This is a genomic window from Paenibacillus nitricinens (assembly GCF_052056485.1).
In the GTDB taxonomy this organism is placed as follows: Bacteria; Bacillota; Bacilli; order Paenibacillales; family Paenibacillaceae; genus Paenibacillus_AQ; species Paenibacillus_AQ nitricinens.
The window spans coordinates 3,427,401-3,446,804 of the sequence record NZ_CP183948.1 but is presented as its reverse complement, the minus strand read 5'-3'; the positions used below and the strand labels follow the sequence as shown (position 1 = coordinate 3,446,804).

General features: G+C 40.6%; 17 protein-coding genes. 2 read left to right on the top strand and 15 right to left on the bottom strand.

All coding sequences use genetic code 11. The features are described from left to right. Window positions 1-134: 134 nt before the first annotated feature. From ACN6KS_RS15180 to ACN6KS_RS15170, 3 genes are all read right to left on the bottom strand, one after another. Complete coding sequence (locus tag ACN6KS_RS15180) at window positions 135-650, bottom strand: PadR family transcriptional regulator (RefSeq protein ID WP_094868986.1); 516 nt, start codon at window positions 648-650, stop codon at window positions 135-137. 38 nt (window positions 651-688) lie between these two features. Next, window positions 689-1,537: a sialate O-acetylesterase gene (locus tag ACN6KS_RS15175; RefSeq protein WP_094875019.1), complete on the bottom strand. Its 849-nt coding sequence runs from the start codon at window positions 1,535-1,537 to the stop codon at window positions 689-691. A 149-nt stretch (window positions 1,538-1,686) separates the two neighbouring features. Continuing rightward, entirely contained in the window at window positions 1,687-4,347 is a 2,661-nt protein-coding gene (locus ACN6KS_RS15170; protein ID WP_440959950.1) for a family 78 glycoside hydrolase catalytic domain, read from the bottom strand. A gap of 163 nt (window positions 4,348-4,510) precedes the next feature. Here ACN6KS_RS15170 and ACN6KS_RS15165 point away from each other — a divergent pair, with 163 nt between their 5' ends. Further along, window positions 4,511-5,389 carry an AraC family transcriptional regulator gene (locus ACN6KS_RS15165; protein WP_094868989.1) on the top strand — a complete coding sequence of 293 codons (879 nt, stop codon included), beginning with the start codon at window positions 4,511-4,513 and terminating at the stop codon, window positions 5,387-5,389. A gap of 83 nt (window positions 5,390-5,472) precedes the next feature. Here ACN6KS_RS15165 and ACN6KS_RS15160 read toward each other — a convergent pair whose 3' ends face one another. From ACN6KS_RS15160 to ACN6KS_RS15105, 12 genes are all read right to left on the bottom strand, one after another. Next, window positions 5,473-6,255: an ABC transporter ATP-binding protein gene (locus tag ACN6KS_RS15160; RefSeq protein ID WP_094868990.1), complete on the bottom strand. Its 783-nt coding sequence runs from the start codon at window positions 6,253-6,255 to the stop codon at window positions 5,473-5,475. A 38-nt stretch (window positions 6,256-6,293) separates the two neighbouring features. Continuing rightward, window positions 6,294-6,980, bottom strand: a complete 687-nt coding sequence (locus tag ACN6KS_RS15155; RefSeq protein ID WP_094868991.1) for a FadR/GntR family transcriptional regulator — start codon at window positions 6,978-6,980, stop codon at window positions 6,294-6,296. A gap of 165 nt (window positions 6,981-7,145) precedes the next feature. Then, the gene (locus ACN6KS_RS15150) at window positions 7,146-7,523 is read right to left on the bottom strand and encodes a VOC family protein (RefSeq protein ID WP_094868992.1); all 378 of its coding nucleotides are present in this window, start codon (window positions 7,521-7,523) and stop codon (window positions 7,146-7,148) included. A 225-nt stretch (window positions 7,524-7,748) separates the two neighbouring features. Further along, window positions 7,749-10,361, bottom strand: a complete 2,613-nt coding sequence (gene ppsA, locus ACN6KS_RS15145) for a phosphoenolpyruvate synthase (RefSeq protein ID WP_440959949.1) — start codon at window positions 10,359-10,361, stop codon at window positions 7,749-7,751. Window positions 10,362-10,592: 231 nt separating this feature from the next. Continuing rightward, window positions 10,593-13,244 carry an endo-beta-N-acetylglucosaminidase gene (locus tag ACN6KS_RS15140; protein ID WP_440959948.1) on the bottom strand — a complete coding sequence of 884 codons (2,652 nt, stop codon included), beginning with the start codon at window positions 13,242-13,244 and terminating at the stop codon, window positions 10,593-10,595. Between the two features lie 341 nt (window positions 13,245-13,585). Next, a complete protein-coding gene (locus ACN6KS_RS15135) occupies window positions 13,586-13,846 on the bottom strand; it encodes a hypothetical protein (protein WP_440959947.1) in 261 nt (86 codons plus the stop codon). Continuing rightward, window positions 13,819-14,016 carry a hypothetical protein gene (locus ACN6KS_RS15130; protein ID WP_280786233.1) on the bottom strand — a complete coding sequence of 66 codons (198 nt, stop codon included), beginning with the start codon at window positions 14,014-14,016 and terminating at the stop codon, window positions 13,819-13,821. Before ACN6KS_RS15130 ends, ACN6KS_RS15135 begins: the two co-directional genes overlap by 28 nt. Before the next feature lie 418 nt (window positions 14,017-14,434). Continuing rightward, on the bottom strand, window positions 14,435-14,914 hold the full coding sequence (locus ACN6KS_RS15125; protein WP_042188373.1) for a DUF6530 family protein: 480 nt from the start codon (window positions 14,912-14,914) through the stop codon (window positions 14,435-14,437). 74 nt (window positions 14,915-14,988) lie between these two features. Beyond that, window positions 14,989-15,348, bottom strand: coding sequence for a GIY-YIG nuclease family protein (locus tag ACN6KS_RS15120; RefSeq protein WP_094875012.1), 360 nt, complete (start codon window positions 15,346-15,348; stop codon window positions 14,989-14,991). Between the two features lie 53 nt (window positions 15,349-15,401). Then, window positions 15,402-16,613, bottom strand: coding sequence for an MFS transporter (locus ACN6KS_RS15115; RefSeq protein WP_440959946.1), 1,212 nt, complete (start codon window positions 16,611-16,613; stop codon window positions 15,402-15,404). A 302-nt stretch (window positions 16,614-16,915) separates the two neighbouring features. Then, a complete protein-coding gene (locus ACN6KS_RS15110; protein ID WP_094868999.1) occupies window positions 16,916-17,437 on the bottom strand; it encodes a GNAT family N-acetyltransferase in 522 nt (173 codons plus the stop codon). Continuing rightward, entirely contained in the window at window positions 17,434-18,105 is a 672-nt protein-coding gene (locus ACN6KS_RS15105; RefSeq protein ID WP_094869000.1) for an epimerase, read from the bottom strand. The genes ACN6KS_RS15110 and ACN6KS_RS15105 overlap by 4 nt, the downstream gene beginning before the upstream one ends. A 376-nt stretch (window positions 18,106-18,481) precedes the next feature. Here ACN6KS_RS15105 and ACN6KS_RS15100 point away from each other — a divergent pair, with 376 nt between their 5' ends. Next, window positions 18,482-19,345, top strand: coding sequence for a class I SAM-dependent methyltransferase (locus ACN6KS_RS15100; RefSeq protein WP_440959945.1), 864 nt, complete (start codon window positions 18,482-18,484; stop codon window positions 19,343-19,345). Window positions 19,346-19,404: the final 59 nt, after the last annotated feature.

The window sequence follows — 19,404 nt, the reverse complement described above, 5'->3', positions numbered from 1 at the left end:
TGTCAAAATGTTTTTTACAGGTACCGTTAGTATGTTGCTGATTGTTACCGGAGCCTTGTCTAAAAAACTTGCAAACAAAATAAAGAACCCACACGGAGCGCGGGTTTCTTATAGGACTATTTAGTGATCAGTTTTCACTTTTTTATATCTTCAAGCAATCCTTCAAACCATTGAACATTTACTATATGGTGGGAAAGTGAATTTTCTAACATTTTTTTAAAATAAGCAGTGATATTTTCATCGTTCTCAAGAGATAGCTGTATTAAAGATATCTTATTCTTAGTTTGTTCAATTTGTATTTCTATTAATTTAGTTAGCTCTTCTTTTTTATATTCATCTGAAAATAACATGGCTACATAAAAAGATAGGTTTATATAGTCTGTCTTAGACCCATATTTGAACATCAACTTTTCAAACTCTTTTTCCCCTAATTCAGTGATGTTATAATTATGCGTCTCTCTGGTGTTGTCTCTTTGGTCAACTTTTACAATATACTTTTTCTCTACTAATTGCCCAAGATTATAATAAAAAGACCCTTTGGTGAAATTCACTATATATTTATAGTGTTTTTCTTCCATTAAGGATAACAATTCATAACCGTGAGCCCCTGGATTTTGTTTTAATAATCCTAAAATTAGCAATATTATCAACTCAGCGCCTCCGTCAAAATGCTACTAGGTATTGTATTTTACTCATTGTTGATTTGTACAAACTGGGCTTGAAATTCATCAAATGATATTTTTCCTAATGCAAAATCCATGCTCAATATATACATTTTTTCCGCTTTAGTGTGTATTCTTGCATTATGGCGACTTAACAACTCATGTTCATTAATTAGTGGCTCAAGTACATGTTGCTTATTAATAAAGGCTTCAAAATATCGCAACCCAAATTTTCTTTGAGATATTGCATCGATATGAATACCATCCGGATTAGAAGTTAAACCTGAAGCTGTAACAAAGTAACAATCATCTTGTTCAAAAGCATATTTTTGTAACTCTTGATTCATCAACTCATATTCAGTACAATGTTTCCCGAACCCTTCTTTGCCTAAAAAATCCCCTAGGCCACCCATTATAAATGGAATATTTGGAGCATCTAACTCTTTTCTAAGCGCCGTAAATATTAAAAGTAATTTCTGATAATAGACTTTGTAGTTGCCATTACTACTATCACTTTCTCCTTGATGCCATAAAACCCCTGATAATTCACTATTTTGCATAGCAAATTTAGTTTCTTGTAATGCATGTTTAAAAAGCGCCCCATCTACAGCCCATTCATCAATGCTGCTCCCACCCTCAGCACAAGGAATTAAGCCAATGATGTCTTCTTCATTTTCACGACACCATGCATCCGCAAATGATCCAGCCAGACTTATTCCTGAAACAGGACGGTCATAATTAATAGGTTCAGCCATCATTTGCCATCTACCATTACGTAGCATTTGGATTCTCTCGTTATAAATTGGGGGTACTTCATGTATAAATCCTCGTCCAGCCATATTTGACTGTCCAATCATTAGAAATGATTTGATCATTATTCTCATCCTCTCTTCAATAGTCTAATTAGACTGTTTATATTATTAGTCTAATTAGACTAAATGTCAACTAACCCCCAATGATATAGAAATCTTCAGTATCAGCTAATGAAGAAGAATCAAGACTAATCCTCTTCCATATACAAACTTTAACTAATAGAAAACGTAAAGTGATAATCCCCGGATCCAACCATTAGTTTTTGCCCTTCTGAAATTTGTTCCACTCTGGATAGACTTATGACTTGTTCTATTGGTGTCCCAGACTCCAAAATACTGTCCTGCTTCATCGTTGGAATAATAATCTCAGCTGTTGTATTGGATGGAATCAGCACATGCATTTCTACTGAATCTTCGTTCTGTTTTTTCCAAGTTACCTTGATCGTTCCATAGACAGATTCAAGCGAAGCATCAACCCACGTCAAATGTTCCCCGATCTGCGGCTGGATCCGTATTTTTTTATAGCCTGGTTCTAATAGTTCGATGCCACCGGCAGTGCGATAGAGCCAATCTCCAATAGCGCCGTAAGCATAATGGTTATAGGAGTTCATATCATCGCTCCAGAACGAACCGTCCTGTTTTATTCCATCCCAATGTTCCCAAATGGTTGTCGCCCCTTGGATTACAGAATATAACCAGGAAGGATACTCTTTCTGCAGTACCAATTGATAGGCTACATCCGTATAACCGAATCTAGAGAGGACTAGACACAAATAGGGAGTGCCCACAAAGCCGGTCGTTAGGTGCACTCCATTTTCTTCGATGTGGTCGGCTAGCATCTTGGCCGTTCGATGACGATCCTTTTCCTCTAATAAGTCAAACATAAGGGCAATTGTATACGCAGTTTGTGTCGGTGAGGCTACCCGACCATTTGGTGTTACGAACTCTTGACGAAATGCCAGAACAATCTTCTCATGCAATGCTTCATATTTTAAGGCATCTTGGGGTTTTCCAATGACAGCCGCTGTCTTAGCTAGCAATTCCGTTGAATAAGCATAGAACGCGGTAGCGATCAACTCTTTGGGTGTTGCTCCGACGTAGCTGTTTTCTTTTGCATCCAGACCTAACCAATCTCCGAAGTGAAAACCTGTATTCCATAGATTTTCGTCTTCACCTTGCACCCGAATATACTCGACCCATGCTTTCATACTGGGATATTGCGTTTTCAACACACGGCTGTCTCCATAACATTGATAAAGCGTCCAAGGACAAATTACTGCGGCGTCTCCCCAAGCAGCAGAGCCATATCCTGCCGCTGGCACATCAGGAATAACATGAGGAACTCTTCCGTTCTCTTCTTGATCCGCGGCCAAATCCTTTAGCCACTTTTCAAAGAACGGGACGACATTCATGTTGAAGGCAGATGTGCGAATAAAGACTTGAGCATCCCCCGTCCATCCCAATCTTTCGTCCCGTTGAGGGCAATCTGTCGGGATATCTAGAAAATTCCCCTTTTGTCCCCATAAGATGTTGTGCTGAAGCTGATTCAAGAGTTCATCTGAACAGTTGAAATTACCCGTTTGCTCCAAGTCCGTATGGATGACGCAGCCGATGAATTGTTCCAATAATTGATCTAGCGGTATGCCAGTCACTTTTACATAACGGAATCCTTGGAAGGATAAATACGGTTCAAACGTTTCTACCTCCCCGCCATGGCATATATAAGTAACAGTCTGCTTTGCAGATCGTAAATTTCCGGTGTAGAAGTTCCCTTCGAGGTCCAACACCTCAGCATGTTCTAAAGTGATTATCGTTCCAGCCTCTGCATGAACCGTAAATCTTACCCATCCAACCATATTTTGTCCCATATCCAGCACGTGTTCGCCTTTAGGTGTAGTAATGACTGCGATAGGCTTGATGGTTTCTATAATCCTGGTCGGTTCGTTTTCCTGAGCAATCAATGAAGTGTCTGGATGGTCCTTGAGAATAGTCCTTTCCCACTTTACATCTTCATAACCGGGAGAAGACCAACCTTCTACCTCGAGCCTCGCATCATACGTTTCGCCATGATACAACTCCGACATCAAAAGTGGACCTGTAGAAGTACGCCAGTTGTCATCCGATATAATGATTTGTTCAGAACCATCGGATAAGGTGATGTGTAGCTGGATAAGCACAGCACGATCTTCACCAAAGATGTCTTTCTTCCCTTCCCAAGCTAAATATCCTTTATACCACCCGTTTCCCACTATGCAACCAAGAGCGTTATTACCAGCAGCAACCAAAGAAGTCACGTCATAGGTCTGATACTGAAGCCGTTTATTATAACTGGTCCAACCAGGGTTAAATAACGTATTATCTGCTGGTATACCATTTATATATAGGCGGTACATCCCAAGAGACGTTGCATACACACGCGCTGATACAACATTATCAGGGATTGAAAATTCCGTACGAATATAGTCGCAAGGATCTGCCCCATTCTCTTGTTGACTCGGAGGTGCTGCTATCCATTTTGCCTGCCACTCATCTACCGATAACAATGCCGTTTCCCAATACGCAGGTTCACTCCATTCCGAAACCATCCCTTGATTGTCCCAAGCTCGAACCCTAAAGTAATACCGTGTGCGTGACTGTAAGGCGGGACCTTCGTATTCAATATGCACATTGCTATCCGACTCTGCCTTTTCTGAATCCCATATGATTTCTGAAAAGAATTTGTGATCATTTGCGACTTGAACTTGAAAGGCAGATTGGATAAATCCCCTTATTTCTGTAATGATCCACCAACTAAGCCGCGGGTATAAATCATCAATTCCCAACGGATTCTTTCTATAGTTCACTTTTAGATTTGAAACTTCAAAATTGGACATTTGTATTTACCTCCCATATTCATACGGCAGCTATTTCTATTGTATGAGTTGAGAGAGAATAGAATTGGGGGTATTTCAGACATTTTTATAGGTGGATCTAGACATTCATTCATTAGTTTCGTACGATATGTCTAGCCTTAGCAATTTGAAAGGGGCCACGATTATGAGTATCAGACGCAGCACTTTTGTCATGTCTGGAGATAGCTTTTTCGAGCCTGGTGTGCCAATTTATGTGAACAGGGCTTATGAAACGTTCGAATTGAATGCGCATTCCCATGAGTTTATCGAAATTACTTATATCAGTGAAGGAGCAGGGGTTCACTATATTGACGATGAGGTTGTTCCTGTCGAGCACGGTACGTTATTTTATATACCTATTGGGCGCAGTCATGTATTTCGACCTAAGACCTCGATGAAAACCCGCCCGCTCATCGTTTATAACTGTTTATTTCCAGTAAAGTATTTATCAGAACTTCAGGCTACCTTTCCTCACACCACAGATATTTGTGAATTTTTCACAGACATGCAATTGCAATGGTTCTCTATGAAAGATGTCAATGGCGCATACCATATTATGTTCCGTGAACTGTTTCGTGAATTCTCAGCGAAACCGCCAGGATATCTAGCTGTCCTCGATGCTCTAGTCGTACAAATATTAACAGGCTTGTTTAGACATCGGTTGCAGAATGTTGCGCCAGCAGGGGCTAAGCCGCAATGGATGGCAGTAGATGAAGCGATTGCATTTATAACTTATAACTATGCCAATGGGCTTAAACTTGGCGATCTTGCTAATAAAGCGAACCTTAGTGAACGGCAATTCAGCCGCCTTTTTCAGCATCAGACTGGAATGAACTTTACAGATTATATGCAAAGTATTCGAATGGATGCTGCGTGTCGTATGCTTTCGGGAGGTCATAGAAGTGTAAGTGAAATTGCCTCTGCAGTTGGATATGCTGACCTTAAATTTTTTCACCAAATATTTAAGAAAAAGATAGGAATGAGTCCCAAACAATATAGTAATTCTATACGAAGTGAGAAGTAGCTTCTAACATCCAAGGTAACAAAAGCTGCCTAGCATTTGCTAGGCAGCTTTTGTTACCGTATAAGATGATCAGGCAGTGTATCCTACTTATCACCGGCAAGTGTAAGCCACTTGCGATTGTGATGCTCCTGAACTTCAACGGGGGTATCAAAGAAATCGCTCAACACATCTGACTGCAAGCAATTGTCTGTCTCATCCCCTTTGTAGATTTCTCCGTTCTTCACCAATAAAGTATGCGTAAAGCATGGTGTTATCTCCTCGATATGATGCGTTACATACAGCAAAGTTGGTCCGCTGGGTTGCTTCGTAATCTTCTCAATCATTTGCAACAGCTGTTCCCGGGCAAAAATATCGAGTCCTGTGCAAGGCTCATCAAGAATTAATAGATCTGGATTGGCCATAAGTGCGCGTGCAATGAGGACTTTCTGACGCTGACCTTGCGACAAGGTATCGTATGTACGAGCAGCTAAGGAAAAGCAGTCTAGAAATTCCATCAACTCCTCGGCTTGCTTTTGATCCTCTTCATTCGTCTTGTCGTATAAACCGATAGTTGCGAATTTTCCGCTGAGGACGATAGTCAGTGCAGTCTGGTGGCCGTATAGCTTCTGTTGCAGCGAGGTGCTGACCCAACCGATTCGTTTCCGTAACTCTCTAAGATCCACATCGCCAAAGCGGTGGTCTAGCACTTCGACTTGCCCAGTCGTCGGCCATATATAGCCGTTCACTACGTTCAGCATCGTCGTCTTGCCTGAACCGTTTAGTCCGACGATACACCAGTGTTGCCCTTGTTTCACTTCCCAATTCATATCGCGTAAGATCATTGTTTTATCACGTTGCCATGATACATTTTTGAGTGATATAATCATGCCCAAATTCCTCCTCTACATGAATGTCTATATTGAACTTAAAGCTCAGAAAGAGTTCCATTTAAAATTTTGAGGGTCGATTGTACTGCTTGATCTGGATCGCCATTTTTAATAGATTCATACACTTGTTCATGGTAATCGGATTGAGGATCATGAGAACTATAATTACGGTTTAATTTGCTCATTGCATCTGACAAAATATGAGTAAACGTTCTATATAAGTCAATGATTACAGCGTTTTTACATGCCATTGCTACAGCCATGTGGAATTCTATATCCGATTTGGCATACAGTTCACGATCATTCTGCTTTAGAGCCATATCTCTTGTATCTAAATGTTTTCGCATGTTGAATAAGTCAGTGTCATCATGACGTAGAGCTGCTAATCTTGCGATTTCTAATTCAATCATTTTTCGAGCTTCGAAGACCTCAATCAATTCTGCACGATGTAAACGATGGGTAAGTGGTTCTTGAATAATAGGACTGGATTTTAAGTAGGTTCCAAAACCCTGTTTTTTCTCTAAGAGACCAGCATGAACTAACACACGCACTGCTTCTCTTATCGTTGATCGCCCTACATTAAATAATTTCATTAATTCAGGTTCTGGAGGTAATTTGTCTCCTGGCAGGATTGTTCCTGTTGAAATTTTTTGTTGTATTTGATTAACAACATCGTCCACTAACTTAGTGGATTGAACAGGTTGGAACGACCCCTTTTCAAACATCTGATCATCTCCTCTTTTTGCAGAATAACATGATATTCTTTACTTAACAAGTAAGATTTTGAAGTTTATAACGATTATTAGGGTAATGAAAAAGCAGCTAATCATTTTGATTAGCTGCTTAAGTAGCTTATTTAGCTACAGCCTTATTGCATGTTTCACTCTATTTTATTGTCCTTTTTCCATTACAGCAAAGTAGTTATTTTCACCATCTGCGAAATTGAATACTCTTCCACCGGGAATTTCTACAATATCTCCAACCGTAACATTCTTGTCCTTCAACTCTCGATTCAATTGATCAAAATTATCCGAAAAGAACATTAAAGAAGGTGTTCCGAGATTCATTTCAGGATTCATTTGGGCAACCAACTCTTTATTATGAAGAACAATGCTAGTCGCTGCACCTTTCGGAGCAAGCTCGATAAATCTCATAGGGCCATTTGTTTCGTCCAAAATCACCTCAAACCCTAGCTTTTCTGTCCAGAATTCTTTGGATTCCTCTTGGTTATTTACATATAACATAATTTGTCCGATTTTATTAATCATAATTTATACTCTCCTTAGTCGGGATAATTTATTGCTTGTTAAATATACCTCATTACGAATATTCCCGTCAAGGAATATAAATTGAACTCCCTTTTCAAATACAAGTTGACTTAGTTTCTGGAGATTGTCCATATCCTCATATTATTTACTTTCTTTTCCTACATTAAACCGAATTTCAGATCAGCGAAAGAGAACATCGATAATTATTTTTATTTTTAAATACCTCTACAATATTTCGATATACCCTTCTGTTCCATTCACACGAATTTGTTGCCCGTCTTTTATCAACTTGGTGGCATTTTCCACTCCGACAACTGCTGGCAAGCCATATTCACGAGCGATAACGGCTCCATGGGTCATCAGTCCGCCAACTTCGGTGACCAGGCCTTTAATAGATACAAACAATGAAGTCCAGCCTGGGTCAGTAAAGGCGGTAACTAATATATCGCCATCTTCCAGATCTGCCTCTTCCATGTTTAAGATGACACGTGCTCGTCCCTCTATAACTCCGGTAGAAACAGGGAGACCTATTATTGCTTTGTCTGGCAGATTTTCTTGTTTGTATTTACCTGTAATAATCTCACCATCAGATGTGATTACACGTGGCGGAGTAAGTTTTTCAAAAAAAATGTAATCGTCTTTTCGTCTACTGATGATCTGATCATCCAGTTTATTTGTACGTACGACTTCGTGAAGTTCTTCAAAAGTGAGATAGAATATATCTTCTTTTTCATGAATAACGCTAGTTTGTACGAGTTGTTCGGCTTCTTTCAGTAAAGCTTGCTTATAAATGAAGTAGCGGTTAATCATGCCGTATTTTGGATATTCACGGTAACCGATATAATTCCTGATTAAACTGATAACTCGTTTTGTCTCTTCAGCTTTAAGTTCACCATCCGGTAATTGCTTTAATCGATCTAATAACTCTTGTTCTTTTTCTAAAGCTTCTCGTCGGCCTTGCTCAAATTTCCGTTTGCCAGCATTAGGCCCAAAGTTTTTGATATTACTGAGAATCATAGGTACAAGTGTAATCGGTTTTTCACTCCAACGCGTCCTCGAAATATCGATTTCACCGGCACATCGCATTCCGAATTTGTTGAGATAAGCATAAATTGCGTCTTGAGTTGCCTGTCCACTATCAAACTTAATCAGTTCATCCAAAAAATTATCATCTTTTACATGTTGTAAATAATTAATTATTTCCGGGTAAGGACGAATTACATCTGCAACATCCAAAAGCGCCAGACCCATTTCCGAGGTAATGTTGTTTGGTACAGACTGAGAAAGCGTGTCTGCTGCGTTTTTTTCACCTAACCACTCGTACATTTTTTCATTGATCCATGACGAAGCGTTCATAGCAGTCATAAAAACCTTTGTACTTTGTGGGTCAGATAAGAACTTCTTTAATTCCTGGAGATCTTCAAGAATAAAATCAAATAGATCTGTCCCTGATTTCGTTCGGATGTTTTGTCTTAATTCTTCTATCGATGTTTGACTGTTCTTAATCAAATCAGAAACGATTGCCGGATCATTTTCGATTAGTGCTTGAAAACCTTCTGATGAACTATCTTTACTGCTATTACCGGGATTCCGTTCTTTTCTATCATCTGGTAACGATTTTATATATTCTCGTTCTATTAGGGTCATAAATGCGTCTTTTATAAGCGGATCGGATTTCCCAAGGGTATTTATGAAATTTTCTCTGCTGACAGGCGAAGCCAGCATATGTGTAACATCAACAAACAACCTTCCACCGGCTTTTCGCATGGGTGCAGGAGTGATTAACAGGTAAAAAGACAATCCTAGTGGTTTCATGGGATCCGTCATCATTTGTTGATGACCGACAGATACGTAAACGTGATTTGCTTGATCATTCACTTCAGGGATCGGAAATAAAGTAGTGATTGGCCGACTCTGAACAATATAAAAAGTATCACGCTCCAAACACCATTCGATATCTTGTGGACAACCAAAATAAGCTTCGATTTCTCTACCTATGCGTGCCAGTTGTAAAATTTGTTGTTCGGTAAGGGTTTGAGCCTTTTGCTGATCGAGATCGATTTTCAGGGTCTCTGTTCCACCTTCTTTTAATCCATAGATAGCCAAATTTTTGGTTGCTATCATCATATCGACGATTTCCTCTTCTTGTACTTTATAGCAATCGGCAGATACCAAGCCAGAGACCAGAGCTTCGCCGAGCCCAAAACTGGCATTAATAGATAGCACCTTTCGATTAGAAGTCATCGGATCCGCTGTGAATAAAATCCCTGAAGCCTGAGGGAAAACCATCTTTTGCACGATAACAGATAAATATACCTGTCTGTGGTTAAATCCATTTTGCATACGGTAGATTACCGCGCGATCCGTAAATAGAGATGCCCAACATTTGCTTATGTGCTGCATGATTGCTTCTCTTCCGATGATATTTAAATAGGTGTCCTGTTGACCAGCAAAAGAGGCATGTGGTAAATCTTCAGCAGTTGCACTAGAACGTACTGCATAAGCCTGTTCTTCACCAAGTTGGGAGAGATAGTGAGTAACTGCTGTCACAACATCGGAAGGAATTTCTACTTCCATAAGGAGTTGTCGAATCTTCCTACTGATTTCACCAATTTGCTCTCGATCGTTTACGTTTAACATGGATAGTTGATCTAATAAAGTATGATACTTTTCGTTCTTTTCGATGGCTTTTTGGTAGCCCACTGTTGTAACACAAAATCCTTCAGGTACTTTTATTCCTTCGATAGTTGATAATCGCCCTAAATTCAACCCTTTTCCGCCCACGAGCAAAAGCTGTGTTGTATCTATTTCCCGAAAACCAAGAATCATTGAACGCATACAATATCTCTCCTAACCATTAAAATGAGAAAAAATTTGACAAGAGTTTAGCTGCATGGTATATTATGAATATAAGATGCGTTATTTATGTCTTTATATTTTTTATAGTTGTGATCCGATTATATCATCGTGTCTTTTTATATGCAATATAAAAGAACCTGAATACTATTCAGGTTCTTTTTTGTGTCTCCCGCTATTATTTGTTATTCAAAAGCCATGGTTCGAATCCAACTACAACCCGTAGACTTCAAACTCATAAATTCGTGCTGCTGTATCGGCTCCTTGGGTGGGCTTAAGAGTTATTAATTTTACATAGCGAGCTTTCACCAAAGCAATCGCGTCTGTCGACTCAGCTGCCGAGTTTCCTTGTACGTTTACAACATCCGTCCAGTTCGTTCCGTCGTTACTCACCTGAATGGTATAGTCGCTTGTATTAAACCCGGACCATTCTCCACCACTCTCAGCATGCTTGACGATAAAAGTGCTGATTTGATGCTCGGCTCCTAGATCGACTTGTAGCCAATGAGGCAGATTCCCAAGTGCACACCATTTGCTATTATCCGTCACTTTACCGTCAACTGCGTTTGGTGCGCCTTCCTTGTCTCCGCATGCATGATCGGCTGTTGCAGGTTTTCCAAGTGCTAAATTCTTCACCGCACCAGCTTCCTTACTCACTGTAATGAGCGCCTTTTTCATAATTGTGTCTTGGCCCGAGCTGTTGGTTGCTGTTAGTGATACGTTATATACACCCTCCTGATTGAACGTTACAACCGGGTTCTTCGATGTGCTGACAGCTGGGCTACCGCTTTCGAAGCTCCATGACCATTCTTCTGTCACTTCGGTCGACAGGTCGGTGAAGTTTACGCTCTCACCTGGAGCTACCAAGGTTCGATCAGCTTTGAACTCTGCAATCGGCTTCGGATAAGCTGGCCAGCTGATCTTCACGCTGGAGGCCTGACCTTGCTCGTATCTTCCATTGATTGCAACGACCTTCAATGCTGTAAGTGTTTCTTTGTCTATTCTTCTCATCTCAGGAACGTAAAACACATGATTTGATGTCGCACCCAATAATACCTCACTGCCATCTGGCAGTACTCTATAGATTTCGTATTGCTTCACCTGCTGATCAAGTGGCTTCCACTCCAATCTAGCATCTCCATAAATTCCATCGCGAAAATCGGATTGAGTAACCTTCAGATCGTGAACCGCCGGTAGCGTTTTAACCGGGTCGTTGGCATTTTGGATGGAGAGCTGGCCAATTTGAATGCTATAATTATTAATCGTATCCTTGGTATCAAAATATAGTGACAATGCTACGATTCGTTTCCCTTTGTATGGGGTCAAATTCAAAGTTTCAGTAGTCCAGCCTGGCGCTGTCTTATCCTTCACGTTTAGAAAGATAAATTGGTCTGGTTGGTCTGCAAAAGCAAGACCTACCTTCAGGCTAGGCTTGTTCAGCGTTTTATAAGTAACCGATAGCTTTGTGCTTGCTTCGATTTTAAGGTCTGTCTTGTAGAGCTTTAGATGTGTTGCATTGTTATGGCTCAGATCACCTGAAACCTTCAGCGAACTGCCGCCGTAATACGCATCGGACCAATCAAGCTCCGGAGTAAGTGAAGTTCCTTTGCTGTCTGCGATCCAGCGCCATGTTGGCAATATATCCTGCAGGCTCCGGTTATTCCATCCCTTATCTCGTACCTGCTGCCCTCGGACATAATATTTCTGCCCGCTTCCTGTATTGAAGTTGGTGATGAAAGGTAGTTTATTTACAGGGGATGATTCTACCACATTGTCCGCGATTCCTTTCCAGGCCTGATCACTCACGGTGTTACCCGGATTCCCGTTTGGCCCCACCCAGAATTTATTCTCGCGTGTGAAGAAATCCTCCATGCTTTCTGCACTGTTGAAAGTCCAGTCTGGACGGTAGATACCAAGGGAAGTGACGGCAGGCTGACCAACCGGGAACAGCAGATTCCAGTTCACATTCGTATCGTAGCCCTTGGCTTCAACATCTATCCCTGCATACAGGTCATACGGACTTCTATCTAAACTTTTGGCCTTATCTGCTGAGCTTTTAAGATCTTTCCACCAGAAGTTCAGGAACATATTGTCTGTTATTTTCTTATTATCGTCTTGCAAGAACATTGCATTCTTATCATTTAGCGCATTTTGCCAACTGATACTGCCCTCCTTGGTCATGGAGTCGTACCATACGATTTGCATAGATGCAGATTTATGCGATTCTAGATAACTTAGGAAAGCTTTCATTTTCTGGGCATCAGCTGGTGTTCCACCCTCTGTCTCCTGGTTAATAAACCAACCGTCAAATCCGTAATACTTCGCAACCTGGATCAGCTTATCTGCGGCAGGAAAGGAACCGTCGCTATTCTGCTGAAGCATTTGCTTCACCCATTCAAATTTCCCTCCATAAACAGTTGGCGGGAAGAACACCGTTCCGACGATCGGTACGCCATTCTTATGTGCTGCGTCGATTGTATCGGCACTTGGCGGTACGATGATTCCTTCACCGGCAGATCCGCCCCAATAGACCAGCTTGTCAACATATTGCCAATAAGTAAACGTATTAGCTCCAAATTTGTCTGATCCCTGTGATGGCACACCACTTGTTCCTGAGTTCAGTGCTGATAAAGCCATAACTTTCGGCGCTTTTGTCGCATGAGCATTGACTCCATCTGTCACAAAGCGGTCTTGCAGCGGAATTGTACTTCGGTTGAATGCCGCATCCGGGTCGGATGCAGGACTCCACTGAAGCAACTGCTCTGGAAACCAGTAGGATGAATAAGGCTGTTTAGCGAACGCAGTAGTGGATATTGCTACACACATCACAAATAAGAATATAAAACCTGCACCAATCTTTTTCATGCCGTACTCCTCCAATCGATAGTTTTATGATTGCGCTTACATTTTATCAAGTTGGACGAAGCTCTAGATAGTGGATTAATGACAAGTTCAGGTGCAAATATTACAGATTGTAAGTCTGAAGCTTTAGTGCATGCATCCGCTTTGGCTCCATAAATAAAAAAAAGCCCCCATTTAAACCAACAGGTGCTCTCAATCTTTTATTATTCTTAGAATCACGATTGGCTTTGTTCAGGGTTTCATGTATGTACTAATAGATTTTTTTCCTAGATACCTACAGTGTTAAGCGTTCAGGTTTAAAAGAAATTGCCGTGTGTTCTGATAAGCTTCGTTCCATCCACCTCTCACTCCAAGCAAGAGGTGTGGAAGAGATCATGCCAGTTTTCCCAATACGTCCCTGTTTGATCCTCCGCATTTACGGCAACGACGAAGTCCTTCCAAGATGCATAGGTCCCGTTGCCGTCAACAGCGTTCCACCCATAGCCGTTAGTTGACCCAATATCCGCTGCAGCCATTCTTGTCAAAATGTCGATAATTTCAGGCAACTGAAGGGTTTGTTCCTCTGAAGTGCAATCGGTTAGGTTGCGTCCTTCCATTCGTTCCATGATCGATCACTGAATTTCACAACATAGCCCTTTCCTTCGTGGTTGAAAGAAAACACTTTGCTTATGTTGCCACCAGACAGCGGTGTAATCTCAACCGCACCGGGTCCAAGATGATTTCCTAATACATTTTCAATTTCACTTATGGTCAATTCCGGTTTTTCATACGTCACCTATACTTCAACTCCTATAAAATATCTCGTTGCTCATACTCAAAGGGTTTTTCACACGAGTAAATTTCTTAATCTTTATTTCCAAATACGATCAATTCATGTATATTTTACAAGATGGTATTGATAAACTGGATAGTAAAAATAATTATAATTGAATTATCCGCACAATCCCTTATTGAGCAACGCAATTTTTTAGGACTCCGAACAGAATATAAATTACGTACCCTTATACGAATACTTCCTTAATGGCAAAGAGATGTACTAAAAATGCTTTTGGAACTGATGCTGCTCATTTAAGTGTTACAAAATACTTACCCATAGATATACTCCTGGACGGGGGCCGGAATTGTTTAAAACTATATAAAAAAAGTGGCAGTCACGAAGGCTTCTTTGCCTCGATTGACTACCACTTTACTAATTAATATCCCATATCCTTTAATATTTTGGATAATGTGCTCAGACGCTCACCGATCATTTCATCATCATCGCTAAGAGCTTGATTAAACAGCTTAATATCTTCATTAATTCGCTCATTATCTGTACATACCGCTACAGTCATAGCATCCCCTTGCAGGCCAACTCTGTCGATGACGGGCTGCTCCGGGTCATATAAATTCTCATATCGATATGCTTCGCGGAAATGTTCCAACGACCGGCAAATTAGAATGGACAAATCTAGCACGCGATGAAGAGGCAGTTCCTCAGATTGTCTGGACCATTTTTCTCCAGTATATCTCCATACCTTAGCCGAAATATCGACCTTTCCTCTATCATTCCACTGCGCCAATCCCAAGGAAAGACCTTTCGCATCTGTGTTTCCAGCCATTCGGCCGTCAACCTTCTCATAATTCTCCGACACGACAACAGGCTTATGTTTTAAAGTTGTAGGTATTTTCATATTTTTTTCTTCCTTCCAGTTACTATTTTACTAATTTACTAAACGACGGTTTCATTTTATCTTGGATCTCATCGTTAGTCAATTCGCGGTTTGTTATACCCTCTGTCTCCGTAAGGCTGTAATTTCTCTAACCATGGCTTTAAGATTTTCTTCCGTTCCCAGCGAATATCAGTTACCTTATCTATGTCCTTCTGTTCTATTACCTCATAGGTGAACGCATCCGCACCGAATTCGTTCCACTCCTTCTGGAGCTGTGCATTTGCAAATCTCCCTGAATCCAACTGCATTTGCAGGGTAAGCCATTTGTTTTTCAAATTAGGATAGCTGTCGATAAATATTTTGCCGTTGATTTGGTTTTTGATTTGAGCAACACCCATATAAATCTTAATTTGTTTATACTCCTCGATCAGCTCTTTGCGTTTATTCATATCCATATTTTTCTCTCCTTATCGTAGATATTTAATTCATGGTAATTGTAGTTGGAATTTCAATTTCCCAGCGAGTCCAGCTCCACTTTACTTCGTTTCTTAACCACAATAGGAAGCAGAAAAAGCGCACCGATAATCACAAATACACCACTCGCCATAAATACGCCCATCAAGGAGAACGTATCCTTGAGGTAGCCGGAAATGAACATGCCAACCACCATCATCCCCATAAAAATAGGCATGATTGCTCCTGAAACTCGGCCAATAAAGGCCCCTTCGGTATTTCGCACAAGAAGTGTCTGAATCCCCCCTTGAATGCAAGGGTAAAACAAACCACTGATCACCAAGAAAATAATCGTCAGCCAAACTTGCTTGGAAGCACCCATTCCAACCGTACAGACGGCATTGACAAGTAAGCCTATCAAAAGCAATAGCTGTGGCTTTACTTTTTTGGCTATCCCGATTATTACAGCTCCGCCTACTAACATGGCTGCCCCACTAGCCATCACAAGCCACTGAAGAAATTGTTTGTCCTTACCTAAATTCTCAATGACAAGAAAAATCTGAAGCGGCTGAGTTAGTCCTGATGCCAATCCCACCGCCGAGAAAGTTAAACTAAGTGTTCTTAAGGGTTTACTCGACCCGATGTAGCGTAAGCCAGTCGTTAACTCTTTGATGAAGCCGCTGGCTTTACCTGACCTCGATTCTTCTTCATCCCGAGGAAGGGAAGACAATATAAGCGAAGAGCCCAGAAACATAACGGCTGTCAGGATCAGAGATACGTTAATTCCAAACTTAATAAAAATAAATGTACCAATAACGGGTCCCAAAACCGTAAAGACAGCGACAAGGGTTTGGGACATCGCCATGACGCCCTGCAGCTGTTCAGCTGGCACATGTCTTTTGTACAGCTTCATCGCCGAAGGCTGAGAAAATTGAGATAAGCTGGCAGATACAAAAGATCCGACAAGAAGCGCAACCCATCCGCCATTCATGACCGCAATCAGCACCACCCCAACGGACAGGCCAGATAACAAATCGCTCCATACCATGGTTCTCTTCGGCCGCCATCTGTCGGCAAAGGTCCCACCAATCAGGCCAAATATAAAGATCGGTGCAAATTCAGCTACCGATATTAAAGATACATCTACTGGATTGTTATTTGTCAATTCAGAAACATAAAGAAGGACGGCATAATTCCGTATCCATATTCCGAGCTGCAACAACACACGGGAGAGGATAATTGTTCGAACATAACGATTAGAAAACATAGTAATACCCCAAATCCTTTTCTGTTTTTTTTATTTTCTCAAACTCTCCAACATGGCTATAGGATTATGCTTTAACGTTTTTGATATTTTCATTGCTTCACTCCAATTTACTAATTTACTAATTTTATTATTTACTAATTTACTAAATCACTGCTTCATTTTATACAGGATAGAGTTGTTCGTCAAGCCGTTTTCAGTTCGGCTTTTCCACAATCCTTTTTTTAAAGGTGCTAAATGATTCTGTAAACAAATAAAAAAGTGGAGCAACTGCCGTAGCATTTGCTCCACTTTTTACGTTTAATCTAATTTCCAAAAAACTCTTTAGCGTATTCTACAACACCTTGGACATCTGAGAGACCACCATTCATAAGCTCAATAGCCATAAAATTAGCGTCACTTACTTCGAAGGGTGCTTTTATACCATATTGACTAGCTTTTTTATAACCAAACTTCGGATAATACTTATCATGACCCAAAACGACAGCGCCCTTATATCCTAGCTGCCTTGCGATTTTGTGCCCTTCAATAATCAGTAGCTTCCCTATGCCCTTGCTTTGCATTTCTGGCAGAACTGCAACAGGTGCAAGCGCAACCAGAGTTTGATCACCCACTAGTATTTCTGTAAAAAGGATATGACCCACGATCTTATTCTCGTATTCTGCTACAAGTGATAACTCTGGAATAAACTTTGTCGAGCTCCTTAGTCTATTTACTAAATTGTGTTCATCATGATCTGAATGTTCCGCATTTTCAAATGATTTTTGGATTAAATGGTAGACTTCGTTAATATCTTGAACTTTTTCTTGTCTAATGATAATGTTCATTGATTCAACCTCCTGATCGTGGATTTGAGCTCATTGCTTTCTATTCTGGGTCTTGGATAACCGTTAATCGTTACTTGAATCATGGCTCGTCCCAATTGTTCCGATGTAATGACACTGTTTAACTTCTTTAGTAAGGGATAAAGTGGCTTCATCACATCATAAAAAATCTGATACACTTTTGTTTTGGATTGTATGCCATATAGGGGTAGAATCACACCTGGTCTGAACATATATGCGTCCTTAAAAGGTAGATTCAACAAATCGTTCTCTGTCTTCCCTTTCACTCTCGCCCACATAGAGCGTCCTTTTTCTGAACTATCCGTCCCACTTCCAGAAACATATACAAAGGTCATTTGAGGGTTCAATTTTGCTAATGTTGTTCCGGCGGATAGCGCGATATCATATGTTACTTTTTTATAGTCATCTTCCTTCATACCAGCAGAGGAAACCCCAAGGCAGAAAAAGCATGCATCAAAACCTGTGATTTCATCTTGTATACTTGATAATTCAGCTACATTGGATAGTTGAATTTGTCTTAGTTTTGTATGGTGATGCTCCGTCTTTTTACGCCCAATCGTAAGTATTTCTTGAACTCTATCATCTATCAAACATTCACGCAACGCGCTTTGACCAACCATACCTGTTGCTCCAAAAATAATGACCTTCATAACATTGTCACTCCAATCTATGAGACGATTCTAATTCCAATAGTAACAGGCATTTCCGAAGCCAACAATCTTTTGGCGTAATCATGGATTGTAACAATGTGCTTGCTTCTTCATCCTTTACAATCAAGCACAACGACAACGGAAGGATTCCCAATATCCGCGCCACCTAATATTAAATTCCTAGAAAGCTATACTATAAATCTATTGAAGTTTGACCTTGTCTAGGATTAGTGAGACTAGCATATTCTATCGAGATTGATAATAAAATGAAAGAAATAAAACCCACTCCAAGCACTCCAATTGAACTATGATGCTCTAACCCCAAGCTAGTAGCCTGGGAGGAGTATGTGAAACGAATAACGGAGGTGTATTTTATATGCAATGTATTTTGTGTGGTCCTGTTCCAGCTATCACGGTATTCCATGAGTATCATTCGTTTACGTTGATGCGGTGTAGCAACTGCGGTCTTATCTTTAGAGCGAATATTGCAGAGATTGATACAACCGGCTTAATCGCAGATATTTATAATACAGAATGGATTGCAATGCGTGAAAAATATGCTCAAGCTACCTATTCAGATCATGCTCTCTTTAATTTAATGCTGCTGGAAATGTTCAGTCCAGAAAAAGGAGCATTGCTAGAGATTGGCTCTGGAACAGGTGAATTTTTACATGCGGCTGGAAATGGCGGCTGGAGAGCGATGGGCATTGAACCCTCACAAATGTCTCGAGCCTATGCAAAATATAAATATGGTGTGGATTTGGTTAAAGATGAATGGAAAAGAACTCAAGACGATGACTCGGACTCGGCTGAAAATCCTGATCTTCCTCGTTATGATGCGGTAGTGTTCTGGCATGTGCTTGAGCATATTTCCGATCCATTTGCATTTTTGAAAGATATTCGTACTCTTTTGACAACACAAGGGAAAATTTATTTCAGTATTCCCAATAGCCATTCAATAACCAATGAAGTCTACGGACCTGAATCACCGTTATTTATTGAACCCGATCACCTGTATCATTACACGGAGGCTAATGTGCGTGATTTACTCAATCAGGCTGGATTTGAGATCAGTTCGATATTCACGCGGCAGCTGGTTCCCGCTTCCGATGTATTGATCGATGCGCATCCTTACTATGGGCCGAATACTCCATTTGTAGAACGAATGGCATTATTAGCCAAATGGCAAGGCGAACGTCGCGGACATGAGATATGTTGCGTGGCCAACCTGAAGAAATAATATATTATACTCACAAAAGAAAAAAAGCTTGAGCCAAATACACTTGGCTCAAGCTTTTT